11 protein-coding genes and 1 pseudogene are annotated in these 14,048 nt (G+C 60.3%); 6 read left to right on the top strand and 6 right to left on the bottom strand.

Annotated elements, in window-relative coordinates; genetic code table 11:
• Positions 1–3: 3 nt before the first annotated feature.
• Together FQ755_RS30525 and FQ755_RS30520 are read left to right on the top strand one after the other, a co-directional pair.
• The gene (locus FQ755_RS30525; RefSeq protein ID WP_144159881.1) at positions 4–1,197 is read left to right on the top strand and encodes a phytanoyl-CoA dioxygenase family protein; all 1,194 of its coding nucleotides are present in this window, start codon (positions 4–6) and stop codon (positions 1,195–1,197) included.
• Positions 1,198–1,379: 182 nt separating this feature from the next.
• Positions 1,380–1,733: an RcnB family protein gene (locus FQ755_RS30520; RefSeq protein ID WP_144159878.1), complete on the top strand. Its 354-nt coding sequence runs from the start codon at positions 1,380–1,382 to the stop codon at positions 1,731–1,733.
• A 199-nt stretch (positions 1,734–1,932) separates the two neighbouring features.
• On the opposite strand, the gene tssA is transcribed toward FQ755_RS30520, so the two are convergent.
• The 6 genes from tssA to FQ755_RS30490 are packed head-to-tail and all read right to left on the bottom strand — an operon-like array spanning position 1,933 to position 8,063.
• Positions 1,933–3,027, bottom strand: coding sequence for a type VI secretion system protein TssA (gene tssA, locus FQ755_RS30515; protein ID WP_144159875.1), 1,095 nt, complete (start codon positions 3,025–3,027; stop codon positions 1,933–1,935).
• A 15-nt stretch (positions 3,028–3,042) separates the two neighbouring features.
• Complete coding sequence (gene tssG, locus FQ755_RS30510; RefSeq protein ID WP_144159872.1) at positions 3,043–4,086, bottom strand: type VI secretion system baseplate subunit TssG; 1,044 nt, start codon at positions 4,084–4,086, stop codon at positions 3,043–3,045.
• Positions 4,086–5,966, bottom strand: coding sequence for a type VI secretion system baseplate subunit TssF (tssF, locus tag FQ755_RS30505; protein ID WP_144159869.1), 1,881 nt, complete (start codon positions 5,964–5,966; stop codon positions 4,086–4,088). The genes tssG and tssF overlap by 1 nt, the downstream gene beginning before the upstream one ends.
• 42 nt (positions 5,967–6,008) lie before the next feature.
• Positions 6,009–6,566, bottom strand: coding sequence for a type VI secretion system baseplate subunit TssE (gene tssE / locus FQ755_RS30500; protein WP_144159866.1), 558 nt, complete (start codon positions 6,564–6,566; stop codon positions 6,009–6,011).
• The gene (locus FQ755_RS30495) at positions 6,553–7,413 is read right to left on the bottom strand and encodes a type VI secretion system accessory protein TagJ (protein WP_144159863.1); all 861 of its coding nucleotides are present in this window, start codon (positions 7,411–7,413) and stop codon (positions 6,553–6,555) included. Before FQ755_RS30495 ends, tssE begins: the two co-directional genes overlap by 14 nt.
• On the bottom strand, positions 7,410–8,063 hold the full coding sequence (locus tag FQ755_RS30490) for a TagK domain-containing protein (protein ID WP_144159860.1): 654 nt from the start codon (positions 8,061–8,063) through the stop codon (positions 7,410–7,412). Before FQ755_RS30490 ends, FQ755_RS30495 begins: the two co-directional genes overlap by 4 nt.
• 303 nt (positions 8,064–8,366) lie before the next feature.
• Here FQ755_RS30490 and tssH point away from each other — a divergent pair, with 303 nt between their 5' ends.
• From tssH to FQ755_RS38405, 4 genes and pseudogenes are all read left to right on the top strand, one after another.
• Complete coding sequence (gene tssH, locus FQ755_RS30485; protein WP_144159857.1) at positions 8,367–11,042, top strand: type VI secretion system ATPase TssH; 2,676 nt, start codon at positions 8,367–8,369, stop codon at positions 11,040–11,042.
• 96 nt (positions 11,043–11,138) lie between these two features.
• Positions 11,139–11,675 (top strand): type VI secretion system contractile sheath small subunit, encoded by a 537-nt coding sequence (tssB, locus tag FQ755_RS30480; protein WP_144159854.1) that lies wholly within the window; start codon positions 11,139–11,141, stop codon positions 11,673–11,675.
• A 38-nt stretch (positions 11,676–11,713) separates the two neighbouring features.
• Positions 11,714–12,919, top strand: a pseudogene (gene tssC / locus FQ755_RS38410) (type VI secretion system contractile sheath large subunit); the annotation flags it as partial.
• A gap of 12 nt (positions 12,920–12,931) precedes the next feature.
• On the top strand, positions 12,932–14,002 hold the full coding sequence (locus FQ755_RS38405; RefSeq protein WP_409937788.1) for a type VI secretion system Vgr family protein: 1,071 nt from the start codon (positions 12,932–12,934) through the stop codon (positions 14,000–14,002).
• Positions 14,003–14,048: the final 46 nt, after the last annotated feature.

Here is a 14,048-nt window from a genome sequence, read left to right as displayed (position 1 = left end):
ACCATGAATTACGACGATCTGCGCGCCGGTGCGCGAAAAACCCGTTGGTATCGCGAGCAGGACTGCTCGCTGGACGATTTTGCGGCCGTGCTGCAAGCGTATGCGGAAGATGAAAATCTGCGCTTTGCTACGGAAATACGCCAACATATTCCGGTGTACGACTGCCGCGAACTTAGCGGCGCCCTCACTGACGCGTCGCGCCGCCTCGATCTGCAGACCGAGTGGGCGGACGTGCTGAACTATGGCGCAGGCGTCCTGGTGCTGGCGAACGCGTTCGCCGACACCACGCCGATCGACGAAGCGACAAAAGTTTTCGAGGCCATCATCCACGACGAGCGCGAAGCAGGCGCGGTGGCGGGCGACCACTTTGCAAAGGCCGGCGCCAATGACCGGATCTGGAACGCGCAGGAAAAGCTCTGCCTGCGCGCGCCGGAAGTCTTCGCCCGCTATTACGCCAATGCCTGGCTGGTTGCCGCGGCCGAGGCGTGGCTAGGTCCGTACTTCCAGGTGACGTCCCAGGTCAACGTCGTGCGGCCGGGCGGCGCGGCGCAGCAGGCGCATAGGGACTATCACCTTGGCTTTCAGACCGCGGCCCAGGCCGAACGTTATCCCGCGCATGTGCATGCGATGTCGCCGTTTCTCACGTTGCAAGGGGCGGTCGCGCACAGCGATATGCCCGTAGCCAGTGGACCGACCAAGCTGCTGCCGTTTTCGCAGCGCTATGCTGAAGGCTATCTGGCGTGGCGTCGCGAGGATTTTCGAGCTTACTTCGAGAGCCATTATGTGCAGTTGCCGCTCGCAAAGGGCGACGCGCTGTTCTTCAATCCCGCGCTTTTCCACGCGGCCGGCTCGAATCAGACCGCGTCGATTCAACGCATGGCCAATCTGTTGCAGATTTCTTCGGCATACGGCCGGGCAATGGAATCGTTAAATCGCCGGAAGATGTGCGAGGCGCTGTATCCGGTTCTGCAGCGCAATGTCGCCATGCAGCGTTTTAGCGAGGCGGAGGTCGATGCGGTAATCGCGTCGTGCGCGCAGGGGTATGCGTTTCCTACCAATCTGGACCGCGATCCGCCGGTCGGTGGGCTCGCGCCTGAAAGTCAACAGCAACTTTTTCGCCGCGCGCTCAGGGACGCGTGGACGCCTGACACATTTATCAGTGAGATTCGCCGTCAGGAAGCGCGGCGTGAGGCTTAAAGACGTTTGCGGTGAATCGTCACGCGACGCCTTAACGTTTTTGGCAAAGCAGGCGTGTTTGTGCCATTATCTTCCGGCGTTAGTCTGTTACATGCCGCAGGGCAAAGACCACGCTGTGCGGCCGATCAGATGTCACCTCGGCCACGCAACCGCCATCTAGCCATTTTCTTTGAGGCGTAGCTATGAAAACAAAAATCATCGCGCAGCTTGTGATTGTTTCGATGCTCGGCACATCCGCTGCCGCATTCGCACAACAGCATGATGACCATCGCGGCGGCTCGCCGTCGCACGGCAGGGGTGCACCGCGTGAAGCCGACGTCCACCGTGACGGCGGCCCGATTCCGCACAGCGACTGGCACAAGGGCGAGCGTCTGCCGGCGGAATACCGCGACCGCAATTACGTGGTCGACGACTGGCACGAACACGGCCTGCAAGCGCCGCCGCGTGGCTATCAGTGGGTTGGCGTGAACGGCGATTATGTTCTCGCTGCTGTCGCGACCGGTGTGATTGCAAGCGTGCTGCTTAGTGGGCATTAAGCGGCTTTGGTGCGCTTTGGTTGGCCTTAGCCGATTCCGCGCCGAACACGCGGTTAAAGTTTGCTGACATCGCGGCCTGCGCGTGCTTACCAACGCGCAGGCGCGTCTTCGTCTCGATCGTCGCATTTGCACCTTTGGGCGCGCAAGGCGCTCGACCGCGTATAGATCGCAAGCCAAAAGATATCTTTCCAATCCGGGCTTATATCTCTGCGTCCCATTGCGCCAGCAGTTCAAGGGGAACGGCCCGCACGATTTCTGCGTATCGTTTGCCGACAAACTGTTCTGCCCGTTTAAGCAGCAAGGGAATCGGGCTGCTAGGCTCGTGGGTTTCGAACCAGTGACGCGCCTCGCGTATGCGTTGCAGCGCGGCCTGCCGATCATCGCTTGCCACGCGTGTGCTTCGCGTGAACTGATCCGGTTCAGGGATTTCGGATGCCACGGCGATGTGTTCCACGATCGTGTCGTCGCATGACGCGTGCGCATCGGTAACGCCGGCGTCCTCGACGACCGCGTGCTCCAGTACTTCGTTTGGCACGGCAGCGCTTTCCGCTGGACGCGCAAGCAGGCGCAGCAGTCGGCTCAGGGCAGACAGGTCCGGCGCGAATGAATCGAGGTGCTGTTTGCACCATCCCTCAATCGCTTCAAGGCTTGCGAGTGCCCGATCAAATCCGCTTAGCACGGCAGGCGTTTGCGCGCGAAGGTCGTCCAGTTGTTGACTTACCGAATCGTGTGAAAGTGCGTCGGCCGCGCGCGGTCTCGCAAACGCGCGTTCTACGTCGCGGACCTGCAGGCGCGTGGCGGTCGACTTTACAAGCGGAATTTCACGCAGGTCGGACAAGAGGCCATCCGTGTCGGTCAACGCCTGGAGCGCGTTCGCCCGGATCTCTAGCGCGGCGTCGCGATCCGCGTCGACTGCAAGTTGTGGATGGATCGCGTCGGGATACGTGTCGAGCCAGCTTGCCAGTAAAGACATACCTTCCATGAAACCGGCACTCCCGGCTAACCGCGTCCTCGCGCGCGTGAACAGCACGGCAAGCCGGATGTCCTTGCTGCGCAGCATCAACCTGCGGCAATCCCGATCAATATCGCCCCAGGCGACGGGTTCGGGCGAACCCACAAAATTGCCGTACTGTGCGTCCGGTTGCTGCACCGTCCTCGCAGACAGCACAACGTATTCCGGGTCGTATTCAAGATCGGCTCCGCATGCCGCGTCTGCGCTGATCGGCGCCAGCCAGTCATGACTGGGCGCCTCTTGCTGGCGAGATTTTGATGGGTTCTGTTTCTTCGCATTCATGGATTCGTCAAAAAGCTAGTGTCTGATGAGCGTGTATTGTTCGGGATCGAAGCGCATGCCAGTAATCGGTTCGCCGGTAGGCGAGCGGCCGAGCCATCCGGACCAGCCAAGCCGTTCGGGCCCGCCGATTACCGCAGGCGGTGCGCTCTGTGCCTTGATCCGCAGTTCGAGTTCCCACGCGAATTCGTAGCCGACGAAGGCGCGCACCCATTCCACCAGCCGTGGAAGGTCATCGCCTTGCGGCGTGAAACGCAGATATTCGTTGATATCTAGCGGACCAATGACAATCCGGAACTTGTGCTGGCGGTCCGGCACCTGCTCACCGAGCATCGCGCCTTCGGACATCACCGAGGGTGAACCGGGCATGCCAAGCTTGCTGTGTTCGGTGGGATCGACTTCGATCCAGTTCCACACGTATTCGTCGATCACAACCGGTACGCTGAAAAACTGCGCGAGGGTGGCTCGCAGTCCATCCGGGTTGCGCGCTTCACGAACCAGATGAGCCGAAGCGGACATGCGGGCGTGGGCGGGTAGCCGGCTGCGCCCGATCTCATGGGTGTTTTGTCCAAACAGGCTTGCGATATAGAACGAGAAGCGTTCGTCGTCCGGGCGATCCATGCCGGCCGCCGCTTGCGAGGACGACCAGGCGCGGTATAGAAGTGTCAGATATCGGTGGTGAAAAATATCAAGGAAATCGGCAAGCGTGCTGTCACGGCGGCTCTCTTTACGATCCCGCGCGATCTCCGTGACGTGGATAGGCAACGGCCCATTCGGACCGAGCATGCCAAGGCCGAACAGTGTGACGTTGAGACGCCCGCTGATCTCTCCCACTTCCGCGATTTCGCGGGGCGCAAACGCCAGGCTCGGCTGCTGCCCCAGGCGAAAGGGTTCTGCCAACGGGCGTTGCGCACGTCCGATTAGCGGCATGCGCGAATCGGCTCCGAGCCGCCGCAGCAAACTCAGGAAACCATATCGCCATGGTTCAGCGCGCAGCCGTTCAATGAATTCGGGCGAAAGTGCGATATCGTGTATTGCGGCGGGAAATGCGGCACGATCCATCAGGTGGCCCCCCTTGCACCCATCCGGACCGGCCAGCGCGCCACTTGCCCGCGTTGCATCGACTGCAGTTCTGTCTGGGTAAAGACATTGATCGAGACGTGCCGCGCGAGAAAATGCTCGAGAATCAGACCGAATAGATACGGGCTGGTGCCGGAAAAGCCGCTTTCGTCGACCGTTAGCAGGCATTCGATACCGCGGCCGAATACGAGCGGTCCGCCACCGGGAAGACGCCGGGTCACCGGTCGGGTCTTCACCCCCACCAGACTTTCGACCTGGCGCTGCTGCGCTTCGTCCTCACCGGTCAGGAACAGACGTAGCAGATCACGTAGACCCTGACCGCCCTCACGGTGATCAAGGTCTGCCAATGGCAGATAGTTGAAGTTCAACTGGCGGATCAGACGCCAGGCCATTTCACGCTCGGCATAGGGCGGTTTCGGCGCGCTGGGTGCGCGGATCAGTCCGATGCCTTCGACCGGCGAGGATTCCGATACGCTCAGGTCGTCTTTGCCGTCGCGCGGCACGAGGTTGGGGAGGTCACGGTTGGTAAGCCATGCGTCGACAGACAGATAGCGGATCGACTCAGGGTACGGCGCTTCATTCTGATCCACCAGGGACACGAAGGTTTCCGTACCCACATAGGGCGTGCGCGTACCATAGCGGCGCGCGGAATCGGACATCAGCCGACGCTCGCGGCGAATCGAGAAATAGCGTCCGTAGTTGCCCTCGTCATTATTGAGTGTCTGATACAACGGGCGGAAAGGCAGTTGCTCTGACGTTGCTGCCACCTGTCCCGACATGGTTTCGACTGAGAAAACCTCGTAATCGAGTGGATGGAGACGGGCGGGCACGAGGTGGAACTCCGTGTCGCTCTGCGAGAGTTCAATGCGGTCTGTGCGTTGCCGGAACAGATTCACGACCGGTGTGCAGAAGAGCGCGAAGCGGGACGCGTCCACGAGATGTGCAAGCGCATCGGGCGCCCGGTCGAGCAGGACGATGATTTCGGCCTCCTTGCCGGTGACGCGCGCAAGGCCCGCCTGGAGACCCGTAAGCGCGAAGAAGTAGAACCGGCTGGGGCACGCAAAATACTCATGCAGCAAATTGTGGCCATGGAAGCTCGACCACGTGAGAGGTAACAGGCCCTGATCAGGATCGAGCCCTTCATGAGCCACTGCGTTCGACGTTACCGCATGTGGTGCCCGGCCAATCTCGCCAGGCGTGCCGGTCAGGGATGCGACGCTGGCGGTGTGCAGCAGTTCGAACAGATGCGATGCAACCTGCTCGTCGCCGGCAAGGTAGACCGGCAGGCGGTCAAGACTTTTCAGGTCCGCAATGGTGGCGTCGCCGGTCATTCGCAGACGCAAACGTAATGCACCGCGCACCTGGCTGTGCGCCGGCACATACCGGTCAAGCGACGGTACGTCAGGCGGAATGCCGGTGAGCCTGGCATCGACGATTTCCAGCGGATACAAAGTGACGTCCTGACCGCTGCGGAACTGACATGCCGTCTGCTCGCCATCTGGTACGCGGGCGGTGAAGGCCGAACCCCGCGGAAGGCGAAAGCCCTCCGTGAGTTTGCCTTCCTTGCTGCTCGGAAAGAGTCGCGCAACGGCCATCGAAGGCGTCGGGGCGACGTAGTTCGGGTAGACGACTTCAAGCAGCCGTTCGGTGAACCGCGGAAATTCAGCGTCGAGTTTGATCTGCATGCGTGCCGACATGAAGCAGAACGACTCAATGAGTCGCTCGACATACGGATCGGCAACTTCTCCCGTTTGCATGCCCAGGCGCCGGGCGATTTTCGGATGAGCCTGCGCGAACTCGCCCGCCATCTCGCGCATGTAAATCAGTTCCTGGTTGTAGTAGTCGAGCAGTCGCGGGTCCATGCTGAGGTCTTTATTCTGGTTTGCCAAGAGGGTTGAAGCGGGCTAGTTCACACGCACGTGAGCCACATTCATGCGGCTTGTTTCCAGGTCTAGCGAGCTTTGCACCAGGAATTCGAGCGGGTACGGGTCCATATGGATCATTCCGTGTACCTCGAACATCATCAGGTTGTAGTGATTCCGCGCGTCGTTACCGACGAGCGGCACGACGGCGAGCGAATCCTGGATCAGGCGCGGTTCGAACTCGAGGATTGCACGCCGGATGATCTGTTCAATATCCACCCATTTGCGTGCAGCGATATAGGCACCAGCCAATGCCGGCACGCCGAAGTTGATCGTCGACGCAGCGGCTTCGGGATAACGCACGCGGTCTATCTGGTCTTCGATGCTGGTCGTGTTGAGCAGGAAGGCCAGATCGCGCTGCAGGATGTCGCGCATTTGCGTGCGCGTGACCGCATATTCTTCAGGCGCTTCGGTTTGCCGTTGCGGCGCGTCGTCGCGCAGCCGGTCAAGCAACGTTGGCAGGAGATGAGTGTTGGCCCGGCGCGGAGCGGCGATCGGCACGCCCGCATGAGAACTCCGGTTCTGTTTAGCCGTCGACATTGCTGACGTCCTTGGAAGTATTGGCCGACGCAGTTGCTGGGCGCGTGAAGTCGACGGCCGCCAGTTCGAACATGCTGAAGTCGCCGGCGCTGGTCGCCCAGGTTTTCTGCCCTATGCCTATGACGGCGGTGTGCCCGACCGCGTGCCACTCGGTGCGGTGACCGAGCCTCAACGCATCGTCGAGTTGGTCGTCCTGAGGCGGGCTTGGGTAGCGCGCAGGTGTAAAGCCACGCACGGTCGTGCTGTCGATCAACTTCAGCGTGCAGGGGGTCCAGACGAGTTCGAGCAATGTGGCGGGCCGCTCGACATGCCACGAGGCAATATCCGCGAGCGGCAGCCAGCGATAGTGCCCTGCCGTGATGATTTCGAATACCGGCCCAAGACGCGTGTCGCTGTCACCAATCCATTCCACGTGCGCTTGCGGTGCTGTTGCATGCACTAGCGGCGCCGCGTCCAGTGCGGCTTCACGCGCGCAGTCGGCGGCTTCTTCGTCGCCGCTTGCAGTGAGCCGTAGCGCGTCGAGCATGCCGCCTATCCAGGCAGGTGGTTCAAACAGAAAGCCGGGGGCCTCTCTACCGCCAAAGACCCTGTTGCGCCAGCGTTCGGCGCGAATCAGATCCCGACACGCGTGAGCCATTGCAGCCTGGTCGGGTTGCTGCCGGCTGCAGACCTGGAGTTGCTGGATTGCACGTGTCCACTGCGCCATAACGCAAAGTAACTGGAACAGTTCCCAGCGATGCTCAGCCCGTGCCGGATACGCGCGCACCTTGGCTTCGGTTTCGGCGAGACGCGCCGCCAGCGAGATTTTTGAGGCCGTGCCGACGGGGGTGTGGATGGATCCGTTCATGCGTCAGTACCCAGATCTGTTGAGACGGTGGAGACGGTTTGCGTCGTGAGCGGGCTGTCGATGCCGACTGCGTGATGTTCGCGGCGCGCAAGCGCTGGCGGCAGGCGGGACGGCGCTGCCTTGAATTCAGGCGGAGCGAAGAGGAGCAGAATTTCCGGCGCGGACGCAGCCGCGGTCACGTCGAGTGCTTCGCCGGTTCCGAGCACGCCGAACGCGTCGTCAATACCGCGAGCGCCCGACAGCAGCGTCTCGATCGAGTCGCATTCGTGCGGCTCTTCCCGTTGCGATTCCGGGAGCGATCGATGGGCTGAGCTGACCGGCACCGCCCAATCGACGCCCAGCGGCGCAAGCGGATCGTTGAGCGCGCGCCAATACTGCTTGTGAAGCGATCCAATCACGTCGTCCGGGTGCGCTTCATCTGACCTGCCGGCGGACGCCATGCTATCGGTGCCAATCAGCCCGTATATGGCGTCATCGCTTTCTGCGTGAGACTTTGCGTGGAATTCCCTTTCGATGGCCTGATCCGGGTAAATGTTCTGTCCCGAAGATAAGTCGTGTATGCCGGCATGCCGGAGATTGCGCTCAATCTCAAAATCATTGGCAATCTTTTCTGCCCAGCGCGGTTCCATAAAATTGTGTTTCCAGCTCATTGTTATATCTCAATAAAGACGATTTTTTGAGATTGGATGATTTGAACAACAAGGTGATTATCAGCATAAAGCGCCGATTGTTCAATCGGTCTGGAGAGGCTGTAAATGCTTGGTTTCGCCTAGCGTGCCTACGCGAATTTCGACAATAGGACTACTCCTAGATTTCGCAGAGTAAATCCTCCAATTATTCTGTGAAACCCGTTGTTTAAAGGGCTTCACAAAACAATCGCGCCCCTTTATATTTATCGGAAAATATGGATTGCAAACATCCAGGGCATTTCGATATCTTATAAATAAATAATCATGAGTATCAAGCGGCACGCATTATTCGGAAAACTCAGCGGTACATTGTTCAGGAGCGTCGAGTCCGCCACCACCTTCTGCAAGCTGCGTGGCAATCCGTACGTTGAACTGGTGCACTGGTTGCATCAGTTGCTGCAACTGTCAGATAGCGACCTCCATCGCATCCTGCGACACCTGGATATCGATCTGGCGGTGCTCGAGCGGGACATGGCGAGGGCGCTCGCAGCGTTGCCCGCCGGAGCCAGTTCGATCAGCGACTTCTCTCACCATATCGAAACGGCGATTGAGCGCTCGTGGCTGCTGGCTACTCTCAGCTTCAACGACAGTTGTGTGCGCGGCGCCTGGTTGATCGCCGCGCTGGTGAAGACGCCTGAACTGCGGCACATCCTGCTTGGTATTTCGCCAGCGTTTCAGCGGATCCCGGCGGACACGCTGGAAGAGTCGTTACCCGCATGGATCGATGGCTCGCCAGAAGCGGTGGAGTCCGCCTATGACGGCACCGACCTTTCGTCCGCAGTACCAGGGGAGGCATCGGGCGCAATGCCGAAAACGGGCCAAGGTTCGTCGCTGGAACAATACTGCGTCGACCTGACCGCGCGGGCGCGAAGTGCGGAGATCGATCCGGTGGTGGGGCGTGAACTCGAAATCCGCACGATGATTGACGTCCTCATGAGGCGCCGCCAGAACAATCCACTTTTAACCGGAGAAGCTGGCGTCGGTAAAACCGCCGTGGTCGAAGGTCTCGCACAGGCAATCGCAAACGGCGACGTGCCGCCCAAGCTTGCAGACGTTCGCCTGATGAGTCTCGACGTGGGCGCGCTGCTCGCGGGCGCCAGTATGAAGGGGGAATTCGAAGCAAGGCTGAAGGGGGTGCTCGAAACAGCGGCGAAGTCATCCGTGCCGATTATCCTCTTTGTGGATGAGATTCATACGCTGATCGGCGCAGGCGGCCAGGCCGGTACGGGGGACGCGGCTAACCTGCTCAAGCCGGCGCTCGCACGGGGTACGGTGCGCACGATCGGCGCAACCACCTGGGCCGAGTACAAGCGTCATATCGAGAAGGACCCAGCGCTCACGCGGCGCTTCCAGGTGCTGCAGGTCATGGAGCCCGAAGAGGCGGCCGCAGTCGACATGGTTCGAGGCCTCAGTCAAACGTTTGCGCAACATCATGGCGTGGAGATCCTCGACGAGGCGATCCGCGCGGCCGTCACGTTATCGCATCGCTATATCCCCTCGCGTCAGCTACCCGACAAGGCGATCAGCCTGCTGGATACGGCGTGCGCCCGCGTTGCGCTGTCACAGCATGCGCCGCCTGGCGAGTTGCAGAACGTGCGGCAGCGTTTGCATGCTGCCCAGGTCGAGCAGCAGCTATTGAGGCGCCAGGCCAGTATTGGCGTCGGCGCCGGGTCGGCACTTGAAAGAGTCGAGGCGCGGATCGGGGCGCTGACCGGCGAGGCCGAGCAACTGGAGGTGCGCTGGCGAAACCAGTCTGAGGCAGCTCATGCGCTGCTTCGCGCACGAGCGGTCGCCGTGAGCGAAGCCGGAGATGCCGGCTCGGTCGATACCGCCGCGCTCGAGACATTGCGCGGCCTGGAACAGACGCTGGCACAAGTCACGCAGGATACCCCGCTGATTTTCCCCGAAGTCAACGAGGCAATCGTCGCCGCAATCGTCTCCGACTGGACGGGGATTCCCGTTGGCCGCATGGTGACGGACGAAGTGGTAGCCGTGCTGTCGCTGCCGGCCACGCTGGAAAATCGAGTGATCGGGCAGCAGGCCGCACTGCGCCAGATCTGTGAACGTGTGCAGACCGCTCGCGCTGGGCTGACGGATCCGCATAAACCGGTCGGTGTATTTCTGCTGGCGGGGCCTTCGGGAGTCGGCAAGACCGAGACCGCGCTCGCGCTCGCCGAGGCACTCTATGGTGGCGAGCAGAACCTGATCACAATCAACATGAGCGAGTATCAGGAGGCGCACACGGTCTCGGGCCTGAAAGGAGCGCCGCCCGGTTACGTTGGCTATGGCGAAGGCGGGGTGCTGACCGAAGCCGTGCGTCGTCGTCCGTATTCAGTTGTCCTGCTCGATGAGATCGAGAAGGCACATCCGGACATCCACGAGATGTTCTTCCAAGTGTTTGACAAAGGCTACATGGAAGACGGCGACGGCCGCTACATCGACTTCCGCAACACCACGATCCTGCTAACCAGCAACGTGGGAGCCGAGTTGACCGCCGGCATGTGCGCCGATCCGGCGTTGACACCGGATAGCGAGGGTCTGCGTAGCGCGCTGACGCCGGAGTTGCTCAAGGCATTTCCCGCCGCGTTCCTCGGGCGTCTTGCCGTTGTGCCCTATTTGCCCCTCGCGCCCGATACGCTGGGGAGCATCGTCCGTCTGCATCTGGACCGCGTGGTCAAACGCATGGCGGACGGCCACGACATTGCGCTCGTCTATACAGACGCGGTGATGGATCACATTGTCGGACGTTGTCTGGTCCAGGAGACCGGCGCACGGGTTTTGATCGGATTCATCGAACAGCACGTCCTGCCCCGGCTGTCCGCATTGTGGCTTGACGCATTCGCCAGCAAAGCCCCGCTCTCACGCATCGAGATCGACGCCATTGACGAAGCTCGCGACGGTCTCGCCCGTCTCCACTTTCTCGTGAAGCCAAGCACCTGATTTAACTCTTTACAAAGAGGTCCCCAGACGCTCTGACAGGCGGATTGCCGCAATCAAAACTTAAACCACTTCATTTTCCAGGTCGAGGATTCAAGCATGTCCAGTTCCAGCAGTTCGCAGAAATTCATCGGGCGCAATCGCGCCCCCCGGGTTCAGATCGAATACGACGTCGAGGTTTACGGTTCCGAGAAGAAGATTGAGTTGCCGTTCGTAATGGGCGTGCTGGCTGATCTATCCGGCAAACCGACCGAGGCGCTGCCGCCAGTGGCCGATCGTACGTTCCTCGACATCGATATCGACAATTTCGATGAACGCATGAAGGCAATCAAACCGCGCGTTGCGTTTTCGGTGCCCAACACGTTGTCCGGCGACGGTCATCTGATGGTCGATATGACCTTCGAGAGCATTGAGGACTTTTCGCCGGCCGCCGTCGCGCGCAAGGTCGATTCTCTCGCCCAACTGCTTGAGGCCCGCACGCAGCTCGCCAATCTGCAGACCTATATGGACGGTAAGTCCGGCGCGGAAGGCCTGGTGAACACGCTGTTGCAAGACCCGACGCTGCTGAAGGCACTCGCTGCGGCGCCGAAGCCGGAAGCGACCGGCGACATCGAGAACGTGACCGGGACCGTCTGATCGAACCCACAGAATCCACGCGCAACAAGGAATCCAATATGGCAAAACAGCAAGCACAGGTGGCGGCCGCGGGCACGCAGACCTACAACGATTTCACGCAACTTCTCGAACAGGAATTCAAGCCGAAGACCGAACAGGCGCGCGAAGCCGTCGAGTTCGCGGTGAAGACGCTCGCCGAACAGGCGCTGCAACAGTCGATCACGATCAGCGATGACGCTTACAAGAGCATCGAAGCGATCATTGCCCAGATCGATCACAAACTGTCGGAACAGATCAATCTGATCCTGCATCACGACGACTTCCAGAAACTTGAGTCAGCGTGGCGCGGTTTGCATCACCTCGTGTCGAACACCGAGACCGACGAAAAGCTGAAGATCCGGTTCATGGATGTCTCGAAGGAAGAGTTGCGTCGCACGATGAAGCGCTACAAGGGCGCCGCCTGGGATCAAAGCCCGCTCTTCAAACAGATTTATGAAGAAGAGTACGGTCAGCTGGGCGGTGAGCCTTATGGTTGCCTCGTGGCCGACTATTACTTCGATCACACGCCGCCGGATGTCGACCTGCTCGGTTCCATCGCCAAGGTCTCGGCCGCATCGCACACGCCGTTCATTTCCGGTGCGTCGCCGTCCGTGCTGCAGATGGACTCGTGGCAGGAATTAGCCAACCCGCGCGATCTGACCAAGATTTTCGCGCAGAACCTCGAATACGCGCCGTGGAACTCGATGCGCAACACCGAAGACGCACGCTACGTGGGTCTTGCAATGCCGCGTTTCCTGTCGCGCCTGCCCTACGGTGCGAAGACCAACCCGGTCGACGAATTCGATTTCGAGGAAGAGACCAACGGTGCGGATCATCGCCGTTTCGCGTGGGCCAACGCAGCCTACGCCATGGGCGTGAACATCAACCGTTCGTTCAAGCTATATGGCTGGTGCACGCTGATTCGTGGCGTGGAGTCGGGCGGAACGGTTGAAAACCTGCCGTGCCACACGTTCCCGACCGACGACGGTGGCGTCGACATGAAGTGCCCGACCGAAATCGCCATTTCTGATCGCCGCGAGGCAGAGCTAGCGCGCAATGGCTTCATCCCACTGATTCACCGCAAGAATACCGATCACGCAACCTTCATCGGCGCGCAGTCGATGCAAAAGCCTGCTGAGTACTCCGATGCGGATGCCACTGCGAATGCGAATCTGTCGGCCCGCCTGCCGTACCTGTTCGCCTGCTCGCGTTTCGCGCATTACCTCACCGGCCGCCGGATCGACGAGGAACACATTCACGCGTTGATCGTGAAAAACGCCCTGACGACCGGCGCGGTGTCTAGCGTCGATTACGACTACACGTGGCCTCGCGCGGATCTGGGTGCAAAACAGGAGGATCCGCGCGATACCGCGTTCGCTAATCAGGAACATTACGTATGGGCGGATTATGCGCAGCCCCAGGCCGGCGCTACCGGCCTTTCTGGTGAACATAACCGGCCAAAACAGGAAGCTGACTTTCTGGCGCGGGTGCGCGTGCAGGCATTTCGTTGCCAGGGACTGCGTGCTAGCGGTTCCGGTAATCTGCGAGGGATCGTAACGGGCCAGACCTTTAATCTGACCCGTTACCCGCAGAGCGTGGCGAACCGGGAATATCTGGTTGTCTCGAGCACCCTTGAGATTGAGAACGTCGACGAGGAATCGCAGGCGCGTGGCGCGGCAGATAACAACCAGCGCTATCGCTGCGTGACGAACTTTGTGATCCAGCCGGCCAACGAGCCATTTCGGTCGCCGCGCACAATCGAGAAGCCGCGAGCTTACGGCCCCGAGACCGCCGTCGTGGTGGGGCCTGCCAATCAGGAAATCTGGACAGACGCGTGTGGACGCGTGAAGGTGCAGTTCGCGTGGGATCGTATTGGGCAGAATGACGAGCGCTCCAGCTGCTGGCTGCGTGTGTCGTCGCTGTGGCAGGGTAATGATTTTGGCGGGACCCATTTGCCGCGCATCGGACAGGAAGTGATTGTCGATCACCTACGCGGTGATGCAGATCGGCCCATTATCACCGGACGGGTCGTTAACGCGTTCCAGATGCCTGCGTGGAAGCTGCCGGATAACCAGGCTTTGTCGGGCTTCCGCTCGCGCGAGCTGGGCGGCGGTCGTGCCAATCATTTTCTGATGGACGACACCAAGGGCAAGATCCAGGTGCAGCTATCGAGTGATCATGCGCTATCGCAATTGAATCTGGGCAGCATCACGCGGGTTACGGAAGAGATACCTATGGTTTCTGGGTGCACTTTCTTCCCGGCGACCGCATCCGTGTACAGATTCAGGACAAGCCGGCATGGCCGATAAAACCGGACGAACACGACCCGTACATCGTGCAGGGCATCCTCGACCC

This window comes from Paraburkholderia sp. BCC1885, from assembly GCF_900996235.1.
Lineage (GTDB): Bacteria > Pseudomonadota > Gammaproteobacteria > Burkholderiales > Burkholderiaceae > Paraburkholderia.
This window is presented reverse-complemented; position numbering and strand designations above follow the sequence as displayed.

Excerpts from the sequence above, each read along its gene's own strand:
- tssH (WP_144159857.1), top strand. The coding sequence starts at position 8,367 with ATGAGTATCAAGCGGCACGCATTATTCGGAAAACTCAGCGGTACATTG.
- FQ755_RS30495 (WP_144159863.1), bottom strand. The coding sequence starts at position 7,413 with ATGAACGGATCCATCCACACCCCCGTCGGCACGGCCTCAAAAATCTCG.
- tssE (WP_144159866.1), bottom strand. The coding sequence starts at position 6,566 with ATGTCGACGGCTAAACAGAACCGGAGTTCTCATGCGGGCGTGCCGATC.
- FQ755_RS30490 (WP_144159860.1), bottom strand. The coding sequence starts at position 8,063 with ATGAGCTGGAAACACAATTTTATGGAACCGCGCTGGGCAGAAAAGATT.
- tssF (WP_144159869.1), bottom strand. The coding sequence starts at position 5,966 with ATGGACCCGCGACTGCTCGACTACTACAACCAGGAACTGATTTACATG.
- tssG (WP_144159872.1), bottom strand. The coding sequence starts at position 4,086 with ATGGATCGTGCCGCATTTCCCGCCGCAATACACGATATCGCACTTTCG.
- FQ755_RS30520 (WP_144159878.1), top strand. The coding sequence starts at position 1,380 with ATGAAAACAAAAATCATCGCGCAGCTTGTGATTGTTTCGATGCTCGGC.
- FQ755_RS30525 (WP_144159881.1), top strand. The coding sequence starts at position 4 with ATGAATTACGACGATCTGCGCGCCGGTGCGCGAAAAACCCGTTGGTAT.
- tssB (WP_144159854.1), top strand. The coding sequence starts at position 11,139 with ATGTCCAGTTCCAGCAGTTCGCAGAAATTCATCGGGCGCAATCGCGCC.
- tssA (WP_144159875.1), bottom strand. The coding sequence starts at position 3,027 with ATGAATGCGAAGAAACAGAACCCATCAAAATCTCGCCAGCAAGAGGCG.